This window comes from Amycolatopsis sp. NPDC089917, from assembly GCF_040684635.1.
Classification (GTDB): domain Bacteria; phylum Actinomycetota; class Actinomycetes; order Mycobacteriales; family Pseudonocardiaceae; genus Amycolatopsis.
On the sequence record NZ_JBFBGL010000009.1, the window covers coordinates 50704 to 70715 of the forward strand.

Genomic DNA, 20012 nt, shown 5'->3' on the forward strand with positions numbered 1-20012 from the left:
CTACTTTGAGAAACCCCCGGCCGGAAGGAAGTGCCGTGCCCTCACTGGTCCGCAAACTGACGTCGACCGCACTGGCCCTGCTCACCACCTTCGCCCTCTCCCCCGCCGCGACCGCCTCCGAACTCGCGGCGAGCAAGAAGGGCGCCAGCGTCAACACCGTCGCGGGGGTGAACGAAGCCCTGCGCGACGTGCGCGCGAGTTGGTTCTACAACTGGGCTTCCGACCCCCAAGGCGTCGCCAGACCGGCCGGAACCGAGTTCGTGCCGATGATCTGGGGCGCCGGTTCGGTCACCCCGCAGAACCTGGCCAAGGCGAAGTCGCAAGGCACGACTTTGCTGGGATTCAACGAACCCGACATGTCCGGTCAGGCGAACATGACGGTCGAAAGGGCACTCTCACTCTGGCCTCAGCTCCAGGGAACCGGGATGCGCCTCGGCGCGCCGGCGGTCGCTTTCGGCGGCGACCGGGCGGGCGGCTGGCTGGACCGGTTCATGAGCGGCGCGGCCGCCCAGGGCCGCCGCGTGGATTTCATCCCGCTGCACTGGTACGGCGGCGACTTCTCCGCGGCCGCCGTCGGCCAGCTTCGCGGCTATCTGCAGGCGGTCTACAACCGTTACCACAAGCCGATCTGGCTCACCGAGTACGCGCTCACCGACTTCAGCCAGAACCCGCCCCGGTATCCCAGTCAGGAGCAGCAGGCGGCTTTCGTCACCAACTCGACGACGATGCTCAAGGGGCTTCCGTTCGTGGAGCGCTACGCCTGGTTCACCCTCTCCACCAAGACCGCTCCGACCGGGCTTTACGACGGGACGCGCGCCAATCGCAGCGGTGTCGCCTACCGGGCGGCGGGATGACCGCTCCGACCGCCGTTTGATGCTTGGCCGGTCCGGGCGGTCGTGCCTGGCGAACGTGTTTCCGTCGCGATGTCGGATCGCTCCGGGTCCGTTCGTAGAGGAGGTGGAAGCAAGCCCGGACTCACCGAAGGAGCCATCATGACCGCGACCTACACCTTCGACATCTTCTCCAGCCTCGACGGCTACGGCTCCCACACGGGCGACTGGGGCGGCTACTGGGGCAAGGAGGGCCCCGAGTTCCTGGAGCGCCGCCTCTCCCAGTACAGCGAGAAGCAGCGGATGGTCTTCGGCGCCACGACGTACCGGGAGAACGCGGAAATGCTCTCGGGCATCGTCGAGTTCGAGGCGCTGGACCCGTGGATCGCCCGGCTGAAGAACCTCCCGGCGACGGTAGTGTCGACGACGCTGCGAGAGCCGCTCGACTGGCCGGACACGACGATCGTGCACGGCGACGCCGTCGACGTCGTCGCCAAGCTCAAGGAGGAGTCCGAGGTGCCGCTGCGTTCGCACGGCAGCCTGGCGATGAACCGGGCGTTGCTGGCCGCCGGTCTGGTCGACCTGGTCCAGGTGACGATCTTCCCGGTGATCACCGGTGAGACCGGGGCGGCGCGGATCTTCGAAGGCGCGGCGGATTTCGATCTCGAACTGATCGAGAGCCGGACCTTCGACGGGCACACCCAGGAGCTCGTTTACCGGCCCACCCGGCATCACTCGCGCTGATCGTCCACTAAGGACAAAAGTCAGCGGGTCAGCCAGGGCGCCAACAGGTTCTCCAGGTCGGCGTCCGACAACGCGTACGGCCCGCCGTGGAACTCGTGCCACCGCGAAGCGTCCCTCGCCGCGGTGTACTCCACCTCGAACGCCCGCATCAGGACGTACATGAAGGTCACCGAGCTGAAGCGCTCACCCAGCAGCGTCCGGGCCTCGCGCGCGATCCCTGTCGCGCCGTGGCCGATCACGTCCGTGAGCTTCAGCTCCTCCGCAGCCGGATCCAACAGGCTGGGGGCATACATCACGACAAAATCTCCATCACTGAAAGGAAGGAACTCAGTTCTCGGCGGCGAGCTGACCGCACGCCGCCGCGATCTCCTGACCACGCGTGTCACGCACCGTGCACGCTACTCCGCCCGCGTTCACCAGGCGGACGAACTCCCGCTCCACCGGCTTCGGCGAAGCGTCCCACTTGCTGCCCGGAGTCGGGTTCAGCGGGATCACGTTCACGTGCACCAGCTGGCCCAGGTGCTGGCGAAGCCGCTTCGCCAGCAGCTCGGCCCGCCAAGGCTGGTCGTTGACGTCGCGGATCAGCGCGTACTCGATCGACACCCGCCGTCCCGACGTGTCCGCGTAATACCGGGCCGCCGAAAGAACCTCGTCCACCGACCAGCGCTCGTTCACCGGCACCAGCGTGTCGCGCAGCTCGTCGTCCGGCGTGTGCAGTGAAACCGCCAGCCGCACCTGCATCTTCTCGTCCGCGAGCTTGCGGATCGCCGGCGCCAGGCCCACGGTCGACACCGTCACCGAACGCTGGCCGATCCCGAGCCCCGCCGGCGACGGATCCGTGATCCGCCGGACCGCGGCCACCACCCGCTTGTAGTTCGCGAGCGGTTCGCCCATCCCCATGAAGACGATGTTCGACAGACGGCCGGGGCCGCCGGGCATCAGGCCGTCGCGCATCACGGCGGCGGCGGAGCGGACCTGGTCGACGATCTCCGCCGTCGAAAGGTTCCGGTCGAGGCCGCCCTGTCCGGTCGCGCAGAACGGGCACGCCATGCCGCAGCCCGCCTGGCTCGAAATGCACAGGGTCGCGCGGTCCGGGTAGCGCATGAGCACGCTCTCCAGCAGCGTCCCGTCGTGCGCGCGCCACAGGGTCTTGCGGGTGGTGCCGTCGTCGCAGGCGAGCGCCTTGATCTCGGTGAGCAGCGTCGGCATCAGGCCGCCGACGAGCTTCTCCCGCGACGCCGCCGGGATGTCGGTCATCTCCTCCGGGTCCACCGTGAGCCGCGAGAAGTAGTGGTTCGACAGCTGCTTCGCACGGAACGGCTTCTCCCCCAGCTCGGCGACGGCCTCGGCCCGTTCGGCGGTGGTGAGGTCGGCGAGGTGGCGCGGCGGCAGGCCGCGCTTGGGCGCGTCGAAAACGAGAGGGAGGGCAGTCATAGCTCACTCAGTGTCCCATGTCCACCTCCGACGCGCCCGGGCCGCCCCGGATCACTGTTCCCCAGGTCACGTGACGTGTTCCGGCGCACGCCGTGCGGATCGCATACGAGGAGACGCGCGTACGTCATGCCCGGTCCGAGACTCGGTCAGCGGAGGTGGTGCACCATCATTCCCGAAACCACGGTTCTCCTCACCGGATCCCGGGCACTCACCGTGCCCCTCGCGGAACTGCTCGCCGCCTGTGGGTACGCGAGCGTGGCACCCCTGCGCGGTTTGTCCGAAGTGGACACGGAGAACACCGTCGTGGTCGCGGCTTTCGATCATCCCGCCCACGACGAACTGACCACGTTGGACACCTTGTGCGCCGAGAGCGGAGTGCGATGGCTGCCGCTGCGCCGTGAACACGGCCGGGTGATCGCCGGGCCCGTGATCACGCCCGGCGGGATCGACTTCGGCGACGTCGTCGCCCGCCGTCGCGCGGCCGCGCCGGATCCTCACCTGCTCGACGTGGTCGCGCCCGCGCTGAGTCCGGGAGACACGCGCTGGGTCGCGGCGGTGCTCGTCGCCCACCTCGAACGCTGGCTCTCCCGCGGGCGGACCGCCCTCGTCACCGGCGAGATCGACCTCGACCCGGCGGATCTGACCGAGGTCCGCCGCCCGGTCCTTCCCGTCCCGGATCGCGCCCGGCCCGTCCCCGCACCCGCGTCCTTGATCGACGACCGGACCGGGATCGTGACCGGGATCCGCGAGATACCGCCGTCGCCGGGAATGCCCGCCCGGCTGCGGCTGTGCGCGGTCGACGTCGCGGACATGCGCCGCGTCACGAACTGGCCCAACGATCGCCAGGCCGTCGGCGCGGGGTGGCACGACTTCGACGTCGCCAGGCAGGCAGCCATCGACGAAGCCGTGAAGCGCTACTGCGGCAGTTGGCTCCCTCCGGACCGCGAAGTGCGCTTCGGCAGCTACGAGCGCCTGACCCGCTACGGCGTTCCGGCGCTCGACCCCCGCCGCCTGAACCTCTACTCGGCCGACCAGTACCGATCCCCCGGCTTCCCGTTCGCGCCGCTTGCGACGGACTCGGACTGCTCGTGGGTGGAAGGCTTTTCCCACACCACCGGGGAATCCCTCTGGGTACCGGCGTTCCTGGTCTCCCGCGAACGGCAACCGGGAGAAGCCCGCTTCGCCGATCCCCTGCCGGCGGGCCTCGCCACCGGGACCTCCGAAGAGCAGGCCGTCACGTCCGGCCTCGAAGAGGCCCTCGAAGGCGACACCACCATGCTCTGGTGGGCCACGACGCCCCGCCTCGCCCGGCTCCCGATCCCGGACGAGATCCGGTCGCTCATCGCCGACACCGCGGACGGGCACGAGGTCACGCTCATCCCGCTCGACAACGAATTCGACGTCCCGGTGATCGCGGCGGCGGTGCTCGATCGCGTGACGCGCCGGCTGTCCTTCGGCTTCGCCGCCCGCCCGGACGCGTTCGAAGCCGCCAAGGAGGCACTCGCCGCGGGGTTCGCCTCGCAGCACACTTACCGGACCCTCGACAGCGAACGCGGACTGTCCGCCCTGCGCCGTGAGCACGGCGATCTCAAGCCGTACCGGGCGGACCGGCGTTACCTCGACTCCTACCGCGACGACTTCGCCGACGTCACCGATCTCCTTTGCCAGCAGCAGATCTACCTCGACCCACGGGCGGGCGGAGGGGTCGCGCCGCGGCTGCGCAACCTGCCGGACCGGTCCTGGGACGAGGTGCCCGCACTCGGGGAACGGCGGCTCAAGGCGTATCAGGATCGCGTCGAAGCCCGCGGCTTCGAGGTGATCAGCGTCGACCTCACGACCTGCGACGTCGCGGCCGCCGGGCACCACGTCGCGCACACTCTGGTGCCGGGTCTCGTGCCGCCGTTCCCCGCCGGTTTTCCCTTGTGGGGCAACGGAAGGATCACCGGTTCGAGGCGGCGGGACCTCAACGTCTTCCCGCTGCCCCGCGCTTGACGAGAACAAGCCACTGAGACCCGGATCACAGGAAGGGGGTTGCCGTGCGACCGTTTCCGATATATCGTGAACGTGTCGGAACATTACGTAGAGAGGATTCACATCATGCGACGACGACCTTTCCCTCCAGAACACGGCCGACCCGCCTTCGGGCCTTGGGCTCGCGGCGGCTTCGGCGACTTCCCCCCGGGTCCGGGCGGGCCCGGCCACCGGCATCGGCACGGCCGTCGCGGTGGCCCCGGCGGACGGCGCGGCAAGCGCGGTGACGTCCGCGCCGCGATCCTCGCGCTGCTTTCCGAGCAGCCGAGGCACGGTTACGAGATCATCCGCGAGATCGGCGAGCGCAGCGGCGGCTTCTGGAAGCCCAGCCCCGGCTCGGTCTACCCGACCCTGCAGATGATGGCCGACGAAGGCCTCGTGATCAGCAAGGACGAGAGCGGCAAGAAGCTGTTCGAACTCACCGAGTCCGGCCGCGCCGCGGCCGAGCAGCAGGACGCCGTCCCGCCGTGGGAGCAGATCGCCCACGACGTCGACCCGGTCGAGGTGAACCTGCGCAAGGCGGGGGCGACCCTGGCCGCGGCGGTCGCGCAGGTCATGCACGCCGGCAGCGAGGGCCAGCAGGCCCGCACCGTCGACGTCCTCAACGAGGCGCGCCGGGCGATCTACGGCATCCTCGGCGAGGCCGAGGAACCCGCTCAGGACACGACGTCCGCCGAGGACACGGAGTGACCTGGCACGACGAGGCCGGTGGGCTTGGTGCGTGCGTGCACGCGATAGCCCACCGGCAGCGTCATCCGCTTCTCCCCGGCGCCTGACGAAACCTCGTTCAGGCGCCGGACCTCCGCGATCGCCTTCGCCGCGACCGGAGCGCTGAACTCGATCTTCAGCACCGCTTCCATCGCGGCGGCGTCCTCGAACAGCCACCGCGTCATCACCTTGCGGCAGTCGAATCCCTGACGGGCGAAGAACTTCTCGACCCCCGGCGGGTCGTAGTGCGGCAGATCCAGCCTCATCCAGCGGCCGTAGGGCTCGCTGGTCACGTCGAGGTCCACGATCAGCAGCGTCCCGCCCGGCCGCAGCACCCGCTCCGCCTCGCGAAGGCCCGGTTCACAGCCGGGGCCGAAGAAGTACGCGGTCCGCGCGTGGACGACGTCGAAAGCCGCGTCCGGCACCGGAAGCCGCTGCGCACGACCCTGCCGAACCTCGACGTTCGACAGCTCCGCGACGCGGCGGCGCGCGTCGCGGACGAGCGGCTCATGGGGCTCGATCCCGAGCACCGACCGTGCGGTCCCGGCGAACCGGGGCAGGTGAAACCCGTCACCACAGCCGAGGTCGAGCACGTCCGCCCCGGCCCAGTCACGGGCGCCGGCGAGCGCCCGCCAGATCTCGTCGTCGACGTCCTGCGCGCGGTTCTCGACCTCGTAAGCCTGTTGGTAGTACCAGATGTTCGGGCTCGGCAGCACCTCGTCGCCGCCACGGCGGAAGGAGGAGACAGCTCGGGGAAACCAGCGCACGGAAGCTCCAACGATGGGACACCGGGCCGGGTTCCGGGCCATCCAGGTCGAAATCTTTGACGGAAACACTGCGGAAAGCGACTAGACTTTACTCTCCCCACCGCTCAGGGAGAACCGCATGTCGCTTGGCTCGGCCGCCCACACTTCCGTCATCCCTTCAGGAATTCCGTGCTGGATCGAGCTCGCGTGCAGAGACGAGTCGGCCGTGCAGGCCTTCTACAGCGGACTTTTCGACTGGGAATACACGATTCAGCGTGATCCCGCGACGCCGACGGGCCGCTACTCGATCGCGACGCTCAACGGCGTCCCGACCGGCGGTCTGTACCGCGCGGGCGCGGAGGGGCCGTCCGGCTGGAGCGTCCACATCTCGGTGCCCCAGGCGGCCGCGGCCGCAGAGTGGGTGGACAGTCTCGGTGGCCGGGTCACGCTCGGGCCGATGGCGATTCCCCATCGCGGCAACATCATCCACGCCATCGACGCGTGCGGTGCGCACGTAGTCCTCTGGGAACCGCCCGCGACCTGGGAGTTCGCGACCGGCGTGCCCAACACGTTCAGCGGCGCGGACCTCAACACGCACGACGGCGCGGCGGCGGACCACTTCTACTGCCGCCTCTTCGACTACACCAGCCATCAGATCGGCGACGGCACGTCGCTCGACTACGCCGAATGGCTCATCGAGCACGAACCGGTGCTGTACCGGTACGTGATGGGCTCGGAGTACCGGGCGGACACCCCGCCGCATTGGATGGTCTACCTCGAACTCGATCCGGCACGCGGGGCGGACGCCACGGCGGGGCAGGCCCTGATGCTCGGCGGCGCCGTCGTGGTCCAGCCCTACGACACCCCGTTCGGGCGGATGGCGATCCTCGCCGATCCGGACGGTTCGGTGTTCGCGGTGATCGACCACTCCCGGGCCGTCGAGGGCTGGGGCAGCGCCGAAGTCGACGATCCTTACGACGACTGATCCGGAAGGGCCGGGGACCACGTCACCCCCGGCCCTTTCTTCAGATACCCGCCCAGAACCCGCGATCTTGCACGACCGGGTGGATGTCCTCCGGTGCCAGTGACTGCGTCCGCGGCGAAGGACGCCACTTCGGCAGGTCCTCACCGTTCGGATCGCCGATCCGCGCGAACGCGGTCCAGTACCGGATCATCTTCGCCGCGAGTTCCCGCTGCTCGGGCGTCAAGGTCACCGGATTCGCGTCCTCTTTCTCGCTCGGCGGCGCCCAGCGCAGGTCACCGACGGGTGGCGCGGCGAACGGATGCCTTGGAAACTCCCGCTTCCGCCACGGCTGTCGTCAGGGCGCCGAACGTCAGCACGCTCAGTGCCAGGGCCAGAAGTCGCTTACTCATCCGTTGAGTTCGCATCCTTCGACCTTGGCCCGGCGCTCGGGGCTTGTCACATGGATTTCGCCTAGACGGGAACGAACGCCGAGAGCAGGAGCCAGGAGACGACGGCCGAGGGGAGCAACGAGTCGAGCCGATCCATCAGCCCGCCGTGGCCCGGCAGCATGTTCCCCATGTCCTTGACGCCGAGGTCGCGTTTGATCAGCGACTCGACGAGGTCGCCCAGCGTCGCGGTGCAGACGATCGCCGCGCCGAACAGCACACCCTGCCAGGCGTGGCCGTCGAGTAGCAGGCTCAGGGTCAGCGCGCCGGCGACCACACCGGCGACGAGCGAGCCCGCGAAGCCTTCCCAGGTCTTCTTCGGACTGATGCTGGGCGCCATCGGATGCTTGCCGCCCAGCACGCCGGCGATGTAGCCGCCGGTGTCCGAGGCGACGACGCCGATCATGAACGCCAGCACCCGGCCGACACCGTCGTCCGGCGGGACGAGCATGGCGGCGAAAGCACCGAAAAGCGGGATGTACGCGGCCGCGAAGACCGACGCGCTGATGTCGCGCAGATAGCCGTCCGCCCCGCCGGGCAACCGCCACAGCAGGCAGACGAGCACCGTCAGCACGAAGGCCGTCAGCGCGCCCTCACGGCCGTACGGCCAGGCCAGCCAGATCATCGCCTGACCGCCGACGAGCACCGGGACCAGCGCGATCCGGATGCCCGCCGCGCGCTTCAGTGCCCCGGCCAGCTCGATCGTGCCGACCGCGATCGCGATCGCGATGATGCCGATGAACAGGAAGCGCACGGTGAGCAAGGACGTGACGATCGCCGCGCCCAGCAGCAGCCCGACCCCGATCGCGGCGGGCAGGTTGCGGCCGGCGCGGGAAACCTTCCGCGCCGGTTCCGGCACGGTTTCGGGCTCCGGCATCGCCGCCGGAGCCGGTTCCGGGGCGTCCACCCGGTCCTCGCGTTCCTCGCTCACCTGGCTCATCAGACCTCGAGTAGCTCGGCTTCCTTGTGTTTCACCAGCTCGTCGACCTTGTGCGTGTACGAGTCGGTGAGGTTCTGCAGTTCCTTCTCGGCGTGGACGACCTCGTCCTCGCCCGCCTCGCCGTCCTTCTTGATCCGGTCCAGCTCTTCCTTGGCCTTGCGGCGGACGCTGCGGATCGAGACCCGGGCGTCTTCACCCTTGGCCTTGGCGACCTTCACCATCTCCTTGCGGCGCTCTTCGGTGAGCTGCGGGATGACGATGCGGATCACGTTGCCGTCGTTGCTCGGATTGACACCGAGGTCCGATTCGCGGATCGCCTTCTCGATGGCGTTGAGCGAAGTCTGGTCGTAAGGCTTGACCAGCGCCATCCGGGCTTCGGGGATGTTGACGCCCGCCAGCTGGTTCAGCGGGGTCGGCGCGCCGTAGTAGTCGACGACAACGCGCGAGAACATCCCGGGGTGGGCCCGGCCGGTGCGTACCGACGACAGGTCCTCCTTGGCGACGGACACCGCTTTTTCCATCTTCTCCTCGGCGTCGAGGAGGGTCTCGTCGATCACGGCAACTCCCGTTGTTGTGTATGCGTACCGATTACGGAGATCAGAGCAGGACTACGCGGACACCCCGTCGGCGGGGGTGTCGACCAAGGTGCCGATCCTCTCACCGCTGACCGCACGGGCGATGTTCCCCTCGGTGAGCAGATTGAACACGATGATCGGCATGTTGTTGTCCATGCACAGGCTGAACGCGGTGGCGTCGGCGACCTTGAGGTCCCGTTCCAGCACCTCGCGGTGGCTGATCTCGTGGAACATCTCGGCGGTCGGGTCGCTCTTCGGGTCCGCGGTGTAGACGCCGTCGACGGCCTTCGCCATCAAGACGGCTTCGCAGCCGAGTTCGAGCGCGCGCTGCGCGGCGGCGGTGTCGGTCGAGAAGTAGGGCATGCCGACCCCGGCGCCGAAGATGACGACGCGGCCCTTCTCCAGGTGACGCTCGGCCCGGCGCGGGATGTACGGCTCGGCGACCTGCCCCATGGTGATGGCGGTCTGCACGCGGGTGGGCAGGCCCTCCTTCTCCAGGAAGTCCTGCAGCGCCAGGCAGTTCATGACGGTGCCGAGCATCGCCATGTAGTCGGCGCGGTCACGGTCCATGCCGCGCTGCGACAGTTCCGCGCCGCGGAAGTAGTTGCCGCCGCCGATCACGACGGCGATCTGCACGCCCGTGCGCGCCACGTCGGCGATCTGCTGGGCGACGGAGTGGACCACATCCGGATCAACCCCGATGGAACCGCCGCCGAACATCTCGCCGCCCAGTTTCAGCAGCACCCGCCGGTATCCGCCTTCGACCCGGACACCCATGTCGCCCTCCCTAATGCTCTGAAACCCGACTGTGCCCCGTCCCCGATGGACGGAGACGGGGCACAGTGGTGGTTCTTTGTGTTCCGCGCCTGGATCAGGCCTGGCCGACCTCGAACCGGGCGAACCGGCTCACGGCCACGCCGGCCTCGTCGAGCAGGGCCTTGACGGTCTTCTTGTTGTCCTTGACCGACGGCTGCTCAAGCAGGACGTTGTCCTTGTAGTAGGCGTTGACCTTGCCCTCGATGATCTTGGGCATGGCCTGCTCCGGCTTGCCCTCTTCGCGGGCGGTCGCCTCGGCGACGCGACGCTCGTTCTCGACGATCTCGGCCGGGACCTCGTCACGGGTGAGGTACTTGGCCTTGAGCGCGGCGACCTGCATGGCGGCGCCACGAGCGGCCTCGGCGGCGGACTCGCCCTCACCGGTGTACTCGATGAGCACGCCGACGGCGGGGGGAAGGTCCGCACCGCGACGGTGCAGGTACGTGGTGGTGGTGCCCTCGTAAGCGGCGACACGGCGCAGCTCGAGCTTCTCGCCGATACGGGCGGCGAGCTCCTGGACCTGCTCTTCGACGGTCTTGCCGTCGAGCGCGGCGGCCTTCAGCTTCTCGACGTCGCTGGTCTTCTCGGCCTTCGCGACCTCGACGATCTTCGAGGCGAGCGCCTGGAAGTCCTCGTTCTTCGCGACGAAGTCGGTCTCGGAGTCGAGCTCGATCAGCACGCCGCCGTCACCGGCGACGAGGCCCTCGGCGGTGGCGCGCTCGGCGCGCTTGCCGACGTCCTTGGCGCCCTTGATGCGCAGGAACTCGACGGCCTTGTCGAAGTCGCCGTCGTTCTCCTCCAGCGCCTTCTTGCAGTTCATCATGCCGGAGCCGGTGAGCTCCCGGAGACGCTTCACGTCTGCGGCGGTGTAGTTCGCCATCGTGGGTGTGTCCGTCCTTTTTCAGGTACGAGAAGTCTTTGGGGAAGTAACCCGTGGGGCCGCCCGGAGGCGGCCCCACGGGCGGTGGATCAGGAGGAGGCGGTGGCCTGCTCGGCCGGGGCCTCGGCGCCGGTCGCGGCGGCGGCTTCCTTGGCGTCCGCGGCGGCGGTCTCGGAGCCGGCGAGCAGCTCCTTCTCCCACTCGGCCAGCGGCTCGTCCGTGGCGACGCCCGCCTCGGGCTTGGCGTCGGCGGAGGAACCGTTGCGGCTGGAGCGGGCCATCAGACCGGCGGCGGCGGCCTCGGCCACGACCTTGGTCAGCAGCGCGGCCGAACGGATCGCGTCGTCGTTACCCGGGATCGGGTAGTCGACCTCGTCCGGGTCGCAGTTGGTGTCCAGGATCGCGACGACCGGGATGTTCAGCTTGCGAGCCTCGCCGACGGCGATGTGCTCCTTCTTCGTGTCGACGATCCACACGATGCTCGGCACCTTGGCCATGTCGCGGATACCGCCGAGGGTCTTCTCGAGCTTGTCCTTCTCACGGGTGAGCGTGAGGATTTCGCGCTTGGTCAGGCCGGCGAAGCCGCCGGTCTGCTCCTGCGACTCGAGCTCCTTCAGGCGGAGGAGACGCTTGTGCACCGTCTGGAAGTTGGTCAGCATGCCGCCGAGCCAGCGCTGGTTCACGTAGGGCATGCCCACGCGCGAGGCCTCGGAGGCGATGGCTTCCTGAGCCTGCTTCTTCGTGCCGACGAACATGATGGTGCCGCCGTGCGCGACGGTTTCCTTGATGAACTCGAACGCACGGTCGATGTACGTCAGCGTCTGCTGCAGGTCGATGATATAGATGCCGTTGCGCTCGGTGAAGATGTAGCGCTTCATCTTCGGGTTCCACCGACGGGTCTGGTGCCCGAAGTGCACGCCGCTGTCGAGCAGCTGCTTCATGGTGACGACGGCCATTGCCGGAATCAACCTCTTCTGTGTCGTGCGCGCCCGGCCGGGCCGGAACGCGCTTGCTCGGTTCGTCGCTCTCGGCCGGGTGGCCGATCGCCCTGGTGCAGATGCTCGGGCCCGGACCCGGGAGCGAAGTGAACCCCAGGGACCGCCGGACCGTGTGCCCCCGCCTGTCCTGACCCTCCGTGAGGAGATCGGCCATCGGGAGCGCGCACGTGCACGCGAAGTCAGCCCGCTGCCGCGGACCGCGCAAAAGAGTCTACTCCCTGTCGCCACCGGGTACCGCACCGGCAGTCCCTGATGAGAGGGGTTGTCCACAACCGGCTCGGTTATCCACAGATTCCCCCGGCGCGCCCCACGCGCCACGCCGTGCCCGCAGGCTGGAACACATGACCACTACGACCTGTTCCCGCCCTGTCACCAGGCATTCCTTCGCGATCGACCGCACCGGCGGCAGGCACCGCCGCCCTGGGCGTCCGCGAGGCCTTCCCCGCCTCGCGATCCTCGCGACGGTGCTCGCGCTCCTGACCGCTTCGGCGACGCCGGGAACGGCCAGAGGCGCGCCCTCTCCGCAAGGGCGCCTCTCCTGGCCGCTCTCGCCGACACCCAGTGTCACCAGGTACTTCGAGCCGCCGGCGACGCCGTACGGTCCCGGTCATCGGGGCGTCGACCTCGCCGCCGCGCCAGGCGCGGACGTCCTCGCGGCCGCCGAGGGAGTGGTGATGTTCGCCGGGCAGGTGGCGGGCCGCGGAGTGGTTTCGATCGATCACGAAGGAGGTCTGCGGACCACATACGAACCAGTCGCCGCGACGGTCACCGCGGGTGATCAGGTCTACCGGGGCCAGGTGCTCGGAACGCTCGCCGCCGGGCATCCGGACTGCCCCGGACCGGCTTGCCTCCATTTCGGCGTCCGGCGGGGCGAGGAGTACGTCGATCCGCTCGCGCTGATCGGTGACCCGTCCGAGATCCGCCTCAAACCGTGGGAAGGAGACTGAGACTGAGCCCGCGTCCCGGGAACCTTCGCCAGTCGTGTCGCCCGCCCACTCACGCGAGTCCCGTGCCTGCGCACGCGTGTCGTCCGTCCAGCCACACGTGTCGTCCGTCCAGTCACCCGAGTCGTCCGTCCAGCCACGCGAGTCCCGCCCCTGATCACACGAGTCCCGCCCCTGATCACACGAGTCCCGCCCCTGATCACACGAGTTCCGCGCCCGATCACACGTGTCGTCCATCCAGCCACGCGAGTCGTCCGTCCAGTCACGCGAGTCCCGCCCCCGAGCACGCGAGTCGTCCGTCCAGTCACCCGAGTCCCGCCCCCGAGCACGCGTGATCCGCCTCCGAGCACGGCTGATCACGACCGGCCAGAGGTGTCCCGGCGATGTTCGGCGGGAGCGGCGGTCGCCTGACGGTGGTCACGCGTGATCAGACGGACGACACGCGTGCGTGGGCGGACGACACGGCCGGCGGGACGTCTTCAGGCCTGCTCGACGAGTTTCGCGCGCAGCCGCATGACGGCGCGGGTGTGCAGCTGGCTGACCCGGGACTCGGTGACGCCGAGGACCTTGCCGATCTCGGCGAGCGTCAGGCTCTCGAAGTAGTAGAGACCGACCACGATCCGGTCGCGTTCGGTGAGCTGGGCGATCGCCTGCGCCAGCTGGCGACGGTTGTCCTGGTCGACCAGGACGGCCACCGGGTCGACGGCCCCGTCGTCGGGCAGGGTGTCGACCAGCGAGCCGCTGTCCTTGCCCGCCGCGACGAGGTCCTCCAGCGCGATGACGCTGGTCAGCTGCAGCTGGCCGTAGAACTCGCGCAGGTCGTCGACGCTGATTTCGAGCTCGGCCGCCAGCTCGGCGTCGGTCGGCGTGCGGTTCAGGCGGGCGCCGAGGCGTTCCAGCGCGCGCTCGGCCTCGCGGGCCTTGCTGCGCACCGCCCTGGGCACCCAGTCCTGGGAACGGAGATCGTCGAGGATCGCGCCGCGGATGCGCTGCATGGCGTAGGTCTCGAACCGCAGGCCCCGAGCGGGTTCGAACTTCTCGATCGCGTCGACCAGGCCGAAGATCCCGGACTGGATCAGATCGCCCACGTCGACGTGGGTCGGCAGGCCGGTGCCGACCCGGCCCGCGACGTACTTGACGAGCGGGGCGTAGTGCAGCACGAGCCTGTCGCGCACGATCTGGTCCGGCGATTCGGTGAACTCCCGCCACAACGCCTGGATGCCGGCGTCCACCTCGTAGGCCGTCCGCGCCCCGGGCGCGACGGCAGGACCGCCTCCGCCGGGACGGTGTTTCCCGGCGGCTTCGGTGACATGTGGGTCGGCGGTCATCGGACCGCCGTTCTCAGCATGCGACTCAGCGTGTTCTCCGTGCTCGTGCGGATGCGCGTGCGCCGCCGGTTCGGGCCGCCGGGTCACCTGCCGGGTTCTCCCCGGCATCATCGGGCCCGGGGGTGCGCGCGGTCGTGGATCGCCTTCAGCCGATCGACGGTCACATGAGTGTAGAGCTGCGTTGTGGCCAGCGTAGCGTGACCAAGCAGTTCCTGAACGCTCCGAAGATCGGCGCCGCCTTCGAGCAGATGAGTGGCCGCGGAATGCCTCAGGCCGTGCGGCCCCATGTCGTTCGCGCCCGGAACGGAGCCGACGGCGTCGTGGACGACCCGGCGGGCCGCCCGCGGGTCGAGCCTGCCTCCTCGCGCCCCCAGGAAGAGCGCGGCTTCGGCCGGTCCCTTCGCTTCGACGGTGAGCTTTCCCCTGCCTTCGTCGAGCCACACCTTCAAGGCGGTCTCGGCGGGGACGCCGAACGGCACGACGCGTTCTTTGCCGCCCTTGCCCAGCACAAGCACGACCCGGCGGGAGAAGTCGACGTCGCCGACGTCCAGCCCGCACAGTTCCGAGACCCGCACACCGGTCGCGTAGAGCAGTTCCACGATGGCACTGTCCCTCAAGGCCACCGGGTCGCGCTGTTCGGCACCGGCGGCTGAGGAGCGCATGACCTCGCTCGCCTGTTCCGCCCGGAGGACCCCGGGAAGCTTGCGGTGCGCACGCGGCGCCACCAGCCGCCCGCCCGGATCGGACGCGAGCGACCCGCCTCGATGGGCCCACGCGGTGAAGGTGCGGGCCGCCGCCGCTCGCCTGGCCAGAGTCGTCCGGCTCGCCCCGTCCTCGCGCTGCCGGGCCAGCCAGCCACGCAGCGTCCCGATGTCGAGGTCCTCGAACCGGCCGCCGTTCCCGTCCACGAAACCCAGCAGCGAGACCACGTCGCCGAGGTAGGCACGCACGGTGTGCGCGGAAAGCCCGCGTTCCAGGGAAAGGTGCCGCTCGTAGTCGTCGATCAGCTTCCGGACGGGCTCCGGCAGCGCCGCACGGGCAGCGCGCAGATCGGGTCTGCGGGCGCGTTTTCCCGTGCCGTGGGGACCTTCGGTCGACGGCATGCCGATCACGCTGCGCGATGTACGGCAGATGGTCAAGTATCGCCGCACCCTGTTGTGGCGTCCGTGGTCGGATCGTGCCGGGATGGCGTCCCGGGTGTAGGCCAGTCAGGTCTTGGCGGGCCGTCTTCGCCACCCTGCGTCACCTTTCTCCGCGAAGCCGTCGAGTTCCAGCTCGGGAAGCAGCGCGCGGACGCGCTCGACCGGGACGCCCGACTCGGCCGCGATCCGTTCCTCGGGTCTCGGCGACCGTTCGGACAGCGCGTCGTGCACCCGCAAGGCCTCCGGACCGAGCCGATCCGTGCGGCGGCGCGGTCTCGACGGATCCGGGCCCGCCTCCCCCAGCCGTCCCGCGGTCTCCAGGATCTCGTCGACCGAGGTCACCAGCGTGGCCTCGCCTTCGCGGATCAGCGCGTGGCAGCCGGCGGACATCCCCGACGAGACCGGTCCCGGCATCGCCATCACGACCTTGCCCAGCACCCCCGCCGTACCGGCGGTGTTCCGCGCGCCGCTGCGCCTGCCCGCCTCGACCACGACGGTCCCTTCCGTGAGCGCCGCGATGAGCCTGTTGCGGACGAGGAAGCGATGCCTCGCGGGCGAGGTCCCCGGCGGGTACTCGCTCACCACCGCGCCGGTTTTCCCGATGGTGCGCAACAAGGTCGTGTGCTGCGCCGGGTATCCGGCGTCGATCCCACAGCCGAGCAGGGCGACCGTCGTGCCGTCCGCGCTCAGCGCGCCCCGGTGCGCCGCGCCGTCGATGCCGTACGCCGCCCCCGAGAACACCGGGATCCCCCGGCCCGCCAGGTGATACCCCAGCTCGGCCGCGTTGTGCAGGCCGTACTCGGTCGCCGCGCGGGCGCCGACGATCGCGATCGCCTGGTCCACCGCCTCGTCGAGTCTGGCCGGACCGCGCACCCACAGCGCCAGCGGAGGCGCCGCACCGGAGACTCCCCTGCCTTGGGCGACGGCCAGCGAAAGCAGCGGCCAATCAGGCCATTCGTCGTCTTCGGGGATGACGAGCCTGGTCTCGCCAGCGGCGGCTCGTTCCAGGTCGCGCTCGGCGTAGTCGTGCGCTCGACGCGCGGCCGTCTCGTCGCGCACCTTCGGCGGGCAATCCGCTCGCGACACCCGTTCCGCGGCGACGATCGGGCCGTGTTCGCCCACGAAACCGGCCAACGCGGGCGCCGGAGGCTCGGCCACGCGCAGGAGATACGAACGCGCGACCCGTTCGGCGTCGAGTTCACTCATCCGGATGACCTCTCTCGGAAGTTCAACGCGGCCGCGACCTCATCCGCCTCCGGCTTGTCGGCGCCCTTCAGATCGGCGAGCGTCCAAGCGATGCGAAGACAGCGGTCCGCGCCGCGCGCGGTGATCGCGCCGCGCTCCAGCGCGCGGTCAAGCAACGCCGTGACCTGCGACGGCAGGACGAACTCGCGGCGCAGTGCCGGGCCGGGCACCTCCGCGTTCGTCGGCCAGCCCTGCTCCGCCCAGCGTTTCCCGGCTCGCTCGCGCGCCTCCAGGACTCGTTCCCGGACGGCCGCCGACGCTTCAGGCGGCTCGCTCAGGTGCGCTCTGAGCGCGGAAAGCGGACGCAGCCGGACCCGCAAATCCACCCGATCGAGTAATGGTCCGGACAGCCGGCCCAAGTACCGCCTTCGCACCGAAGCCGAGCAGGTGCAATCGGCTTCCTTCGCCGGAGCGCAAGGACAGGGATTGGTCGCCAGCACCAGCTGGAAACGTGCCGGGTACCGCACGGCGCCCTTGACCCTCGCGATCCGTACTTCGCCCTCTTCCAGGACCGTGCGCAGCGACTCCAGCCGTTCCGGGCCGAATTCGCACACCTCGTCGAGGAACAGGATGCCCCGGTGCGCCCTGCTGATCGCGCCGGGAACGGCCAGGCCGCTGCCACCGCCGATCAGGGCGGGCACGCTGATCGAATGGTGCGGCGCGACGAACGGCGGCACGGTGACCAGCGGTGCGGACCGGGACAGCGAACCGTCGATCGAATGGACGGCGGTGACCTGCAACGACTCCTCGGCGGACAGTCGCGGCAGGAGACCGGGAAGACGTTTCGCGAGCATCGTCTTCCCCACGCCGGGCGGGCCCGTCATGAGCAGGTGATGCCCGCCCGCCGCGGCCACTTCCAGCGCCCACCGCGCCTCCGGTTGTCCCACGACGTCGGCGAGGTCGGGCACCTTCGTCGGCTCCTGGACGGCGAACGGCTCGGGCCGGACGAGCTCCCCTTCGCCCTTGAGCCAGTCCACGAAATCGCTCAGCCGGGCGATGCCGCCGACCTCCAGACCGTCGACGAGGGCGGCTTCGAACAACGACTCGGCGGGTACGACAGCTCGCCGGTAACCGGCGTCGCGCGCCGCCAGCAGGCCCGGCAGGATCCCGCGGACCGCCCGCACCCGGCCGTCGAGGGCGAGTTCGCCGAGCAGCACGGTGTGCAGCAGTTTCGTGGCCGGAACCGATCCTGTCGCGGCCATGACCGCCGCGGCGATGCCCAGGTCGTAACCCGACCCCACCTTCGGCAGGTTCGCCGGGGACAGACCGAGGATGACCCTCTCGTCCGGCCAGGTCCGGCCCGAGTTGCGGACGGCGGAGCGAACCCTGTCCTTGGCCTCCTTCAGCCCGGTGTCGGGCAACCCGACCATCGTCACCTTCGGCGCCCCGCCACCGATGTCGGCCTCGATCTCGATCATCCTGCCCTCGACGCCCAGCAGCGCCACGGACCAGGCTTTCGCCAGCGCCATTCAGAACGCCGCCTTGATGTGCCGCACCCGCGGCCGGGCGTCGGGCCGGGCGACGATCGCGATGATGTCGTAGCGGACCGGGCACCAGCGGAGCATGAACGTGTGCTGCCATTGATGCGCGAGACGGCGGATGCGGTCCGCCTTGATCGGGTTCACCGCCTCGGCGGGGGTGCCGAAACCCAGCCCCGCCCTCGTCTTCACCTCGCAGAAGACGAGGCGTTTCCGGTCGGTCGCCACAAGATCCAGTTCGCCGTCACGGCAACGCCAGTTGCGGCTCAGGACCACGTAGCCCGTCTTCTCCAGATGCCGGACCGCGAGTTCCTCCCCCCATCGGCCCAGTTCGGCGGGCGATGCCCCGGCGGTCGGTTGTTCGGCCGTGCTCGTCATCTCGATCCCCCTCAGCGATCGTCACAGTGCGTGTGCGATCAACGCTGCCAGGGTGACCGGGGGTGGACCAGACCCGATTCGCCCGCCTGTGGACAACCGGGGTGTTGTGGACAACTCGGCCGCCGCGGGCGGTCGCGGGCCGGAAATCGTCGGTGCTCGTGCTAGGCGTCCGCGGAAACGCGAAGTGCCCCCTCCAGCCTGCTGGAGGGGGCACTTCGCGGACTTCCGGGGATCAGCCGGAGAACGGACCGTCCTCGGGCAGGCGAAGGTCGGGTTTGTCGAGTTCCTCGACGTTGACGTCCTTGAACGTGATGACCCGGACGTGCTTGACGAACCTGGCGGGCCGGTACATGTCCCAGACCCACGCGTCGGACATCCGGACCTCGAAGTACACCTCGCCGCCGCCGTCGCGCACCTGCACGTCGACGGCGTTGGCCAGATAGAACCGCCGCTCGGTCTCCACCACGTACGAGAACTGACCGACTATGTCGCGGTACTCGCGGTAAAGCGAGAGCTCCATCTCGGTCTCGTACTTCTCGAGATCCTCTGCGCTCATGAAATCCGCGCCCCTCCTCGCGATTCTGCTGCTACTCCAGCGGCGGAGCGTTCATTGTTACCCACGTACGGGCCGAGGGCACGTATCGGCACGCTCGGGTTTTCCAGTGCCGCGACGGTCAGCACGACCGGGTGAGGCGGCCGCACCCGGTGCGCGGCGGCCGCGGTGGCCACATTGGCGTACGACCAGCGATGGACCGGACTCGGTCCGTGAGCGGTCAGCGCCGCGCTGTGCTCGGTGGTGCTGTACCCCTTGTGCACGTCGAAACCGTAGTGCGGGTGGACGTCGTGCAGGTCGCCCATGATCCGGTCCCGCGTGACCTTGGCCAGCACGGACGCCGCCGCCACGCACGCGACGGCCTTGTCCCCCTTGATCACCGGGACGCTCGGGGCGGGCAGGCCGGACACGCGGAACCCGTCGGTCAGGACGTAGCCAGGCGTGTTCCGCAGCGCCGAAACCGCCCGTCGCATGCCTTCGAGGTTCATGACGTGGATGCCGAACAGGTCGACCTCGGCGGCCGGGATGACGATGACCGAATAGTCGACGGCACGTTTGACGACCCTGTCGTAGACCCGGTCGCGGGCCTTGGCCGTGAGCACCTTCGAGTCGGTGAGCTCGGGCAGCCTGGCCGCGTCACCGGGACGCAGCACACAGGCGGCCACGACGAGCGGGCCGGCGCAAGCGCCGCGCCCTGCCTCGTCGACTCCGGCGACGGGCCCGAGGCCCCGCCGGTCCAGCGCGCCCTGCAACCCCCAGAAGAGGTCGCCACGCACCACTGCCCGCGGCGGCCGAAGCGGATCGGCCGGTGTGAGCGGTACAGGAACTCTCA

22 protein-coding genes are annotated in these 20012 nt (G+C 69.5%); 6 read left to right on the plus strand and 16 right to left on the minus strand.

The features are described 5' to 3' along the window. Positions 1 to 35: 35 nt before the first annotated feature. Together AB0N89_RS09225 and AB0N89_RS09230 are read left to right on the plus strand one after the other, a co-directional pair. Entirely contained in the window at positions 36 to 854 is an 819-nt protein-coding gene (locus tag AB0N89_RS09225; protein ID WP_364202131.1) for a glycoside hydrolase family protein, read from the plus strand. Positions 855 to 992: 138 nt separating this feature from the next. Continuing rightward, complete coding sequence (locus AB0N89_RS09230; RefSeq protein ID WP_364202133.1) at positions 993 to 1574, plus strand: dihydrofolate reductase family protein; 582 nt, start codon at positions 993 to 995, stop codon at positions 1572 to 1574. Between the two features lie 20 nt (positions 1575 to 1594). Here AB0N89_RS09230 and AB0N89_RS09235 read toward each other — a convergent pair whose 3' ends face one another. Both AB0N89_RS09235 and rlmN read right to left on the minus strand, forming a co-directional pair. Next, entirely contained in the window at positions 1595 to 1867 is a 273-nt protein-coding gene (locus tag AB0N89_RS09235; RefSeq protein WP_364202135.1) for a hypothetical protein, read from the minus strand. A gap of 34 nt (positions 1868 to 1901) precedes the next feature. Next, complete coding sequence (gene rlmN / locus AB0N89_RS09240) at positions 1902 to 3008, minus strand: 23S rRNA (adenine(2503)-C(2))-methyltransferase RlmN (RefSeq protein ID WP_364202137.1); 1107 nt, start codon at positions 3006 to 3008, stop codon at positions 1902 to 1904. A gap of 126 nt (positions 3009 to 3134) precedes the next feature. Between rlmN and AB0N89_RS09245 the strand changes: the two genes are divergently transcribed. Beyond that, positions 3135 to 5000 (plus strand): YcaO-like family protein, encoded by a 1866-nt coding sequence (locus AB0N89_RS09245; RefSeq protein ID WP_364202139.1) that lies wholly within the window; start codon positions 3135 to 3137, stop codon positions 4998 to 5000. A 105-nt stretch (positions 5001 to 5105) separates the two neighbouring features. Continuing rightward, positions 5106 to 5729 carry a PadR family transcriptional regulator gene (locus tag AB0N89_RS09250; protein ID WP_364202142.1) on the plus strand — a complete coding sequence of 208 codons (624 nt, stop codon included), beginning with the start codon at positions 5106 to 5108 and terminating at the stop codon, positions 5727 to 5729. Here the strand turns inward: AB0N89_RS09250 and AB0N89_RS09255 are convergent. Next, positions 5696 to 6514, minus strand: coding sequence for a class I SAM-dependent methyltransferase (locus AB0N89_RS09255; protein WP_364202145.1), 819 nt, complete (start codon positions 6512 to 6514; stop codon positions 5696 to 5698). The genes AB0N89_RS09250 and AB0N89_RS09255 overlap by 34 nt on opposite strands. A gap of 118 nt (positions 6515 to 6632) precedes the next feature. On the opposite strand from AB0N89_RS09255, the gene AB0N89_RS09260 reads away from it, so the two are divergent. Further along, positions 6633 to 7478: a VOC family protein gene (locus AB0N89_RS09260; RefSeq protein WP_364202148.1), complete on the plus strand. Its 846-nt coding sequence runs from the start codon at positions 6633 to 6635 to the stop codon at positions 7476 to 7478. 40 nt (positions 7479 to 7518) lie between these two features. Here the strand turns inward: AB0N89_RS09260 and AB0N89_RS09265 are convergent, their stop codons facing one another. The 6 genes from AB0N89_RS09265 to rpsB all read right to left on the minus strand — a co-directional run bounded on the left by AB0N89_RS09265 (position 7519) and on the right by rpsB (position 12070). Beyond that, the gene (locus AB0N89_RS09265; protein WP_364202151.1) at positions 7519 to 7707 is read right to left on the minus strand and encodes a carboxylesterase family protein; all 189 of its coding nucleotides are present in this window, start codon (positions 7705 to 7707) and stop codon (positions 7519 to 7521) included. Positions 7708 to 7928: 221 nt separating this feature from the next. Continuing rightward, positions 7929 to 8843 carry a phosphatidate cytidylyltransferase gene (locus AB0N89_RS09270; protein ID WP_364202154.1) on the minus strand — a complete coding sequence of 305 codons (915 nt, stop codon included), beginning with the start codon at positions 8841 to 8843 and terminating at the stop codon, positions 7929 to 7931. Beyond that, complete coding sequence (gene frr / locus AB0N89_RS09275) at positions 8843 to 9400, minus strand: ribosome recycling factor (protein WP_020630578.1); 558 nt, start codon at positions 9398 to 9400, stop codon at positions 8843 to 8845. The genes AB0N89_RS09270 and frr overlap by 1 nt, the downstream gene beginning before the upstream one ends. A 51-nt stretch (positions 9401 to 9451) precedes the next feature. Then, positions 9452 to 10195: a UMP kinase gene (pyrH, locus tag AB0N89_RS09280; RefSeq protein WP_016336220.1), complete on the minus strand. Its 744-nt coding sequence runs from the start codon at positions 10193 to 10195 to the stop codon at positions 9452 to 9454. Between the two features lie 94 nt (positions 10196 to 10289). Continuing rightward, complete coding sequence (gene tsf, locus AB0N89_RS09285) at positions 10290 to 11114, minus strand: translation elongation factor Ts (RefSeq protein ID WP_364202159.1); 825 nt, start codon at positions 11112 to 11114, stop codon at positions 10290 to 10292. Positions 11115 to 11203: 89 nt separating this feature from the next. Beyond that, on the minus strand, positions 11204 to 12070 hold the full coding sequence (gene rpsB / locus AB0N89_RS09290) for a 30S ribosomal protein S2 (protein WP_191258455.1): 867 nt from the start codon (positions 12068 to 12070) through the stop codon (positions 11204 to 11206). Between the two features lie 383 nt (positions 12071 to 12453). On the opposite strand from rpsB, the gene AB0N89_RS09295 reads away from it, so the two are divergent. Beyond that, positions 12454 to 13059: a M23 family metallopeptidase gene (locus AB0N89_RS09295; RefSeq protein ID WP_364202163.1), complete on the plus strand. Its 606-nt coding sequence runs from the start codon at positions 12454 to 12456 to the stop codon at positions 13057 to 13059. A gap of 476 nt (positions 13060 to 13535) precedes the next feature. On the opposite strand, the gene AB0N89_RS09300 is transcribed toward AB0N89_RS09295, so the two are convergent. The 7 genes from AB0N89_RS09300 to AB0N89_RS09330 form a co-directional block, all read right to left on the minus strand. Continuing rightward, entirely contained in the window at positions 13536 to 14471 is a 936-nt protein-coding gene (locus tag AB0N89_RS09300; protein WP_364202166.1) for a FliA/WhiG family RNA polymerase sigma factor, read from the minus strand. Between the two features lie 20 nt (positions 14472 to 14491). Next, on the minus strand, positions 14492 to 15487 hold the full coding sequence (locus AB0N89_RS09305) for a tyrosine recombinase XerC (protein WP_364202169.1): 996 nt from the start codon (positions 15485 to 15487) through the stop codon (positions 14492 to 14494). A 105-nt stretch (positions 15488 to 15592) separates the two neighbouring features. Then, positions 15593 to 16732 (minus strand): DNA-processing protein DprA, encoded by a 1140-nt coding sequence (gene dprA / locus AB0N89_RS09310; RefSeq protein ID WP_364202172.1) that lies wholly within the window; start codon positions 16730 to 16732, stop codon positions 15593 to 15595. Beyond that, a complete protein-coding gene (locus AB0N89_RS09315; RefSeq protein WP_364202174.1) occupies positions 16729 to 18240 on the minus strand; it encodes a YifB family Mg chelatase-like AAA ATPase in 1512 nt (503 codons plus the stop codon). The genes dprA and AB0N89_RS09315 overlap by 4 nt, the downstream gene beginning before the upstream one ends. Then, positions 18241 to 18627: a YraN family protein gene (locus tag AB0N89_RS09320; RefSeq protein ID WP_364202177.1), complete on the minus strand. Its 387-nt coding sequence runs from the start codon at positions 18625 to 18627 to the stop codon at positions 18241 to 18243. It abuts the gene before it with no gap. A gap of 232 nt (positions 18628 to 18859) precedes the next feature. Then, entirely contained in the window at positions 18860 to 19183 is a 324-nt protein-coding gene (locus AB0N89_RS09325) for a DUF2469 domain-containing protein (RefSeq protein WP_003096226.1), read from the minus strand. After that, positions 19180 to 19959, minus strand: a complete 780-nt coding sequence (locus AB0N89_RS09330; RefSeq protein WP_364202410.1) for a ribonuclease HII — start codon at positions 19957 to 19959, stop codon at positions 19180 to 19182. The genes AB0N89_RS09325 and AB0N89_RS09330 overlap by 4 nt, the downstream gene beginning before the upstream one ends. Positions 19960 to 20012 lie beyond the last annotated feature (53 nt).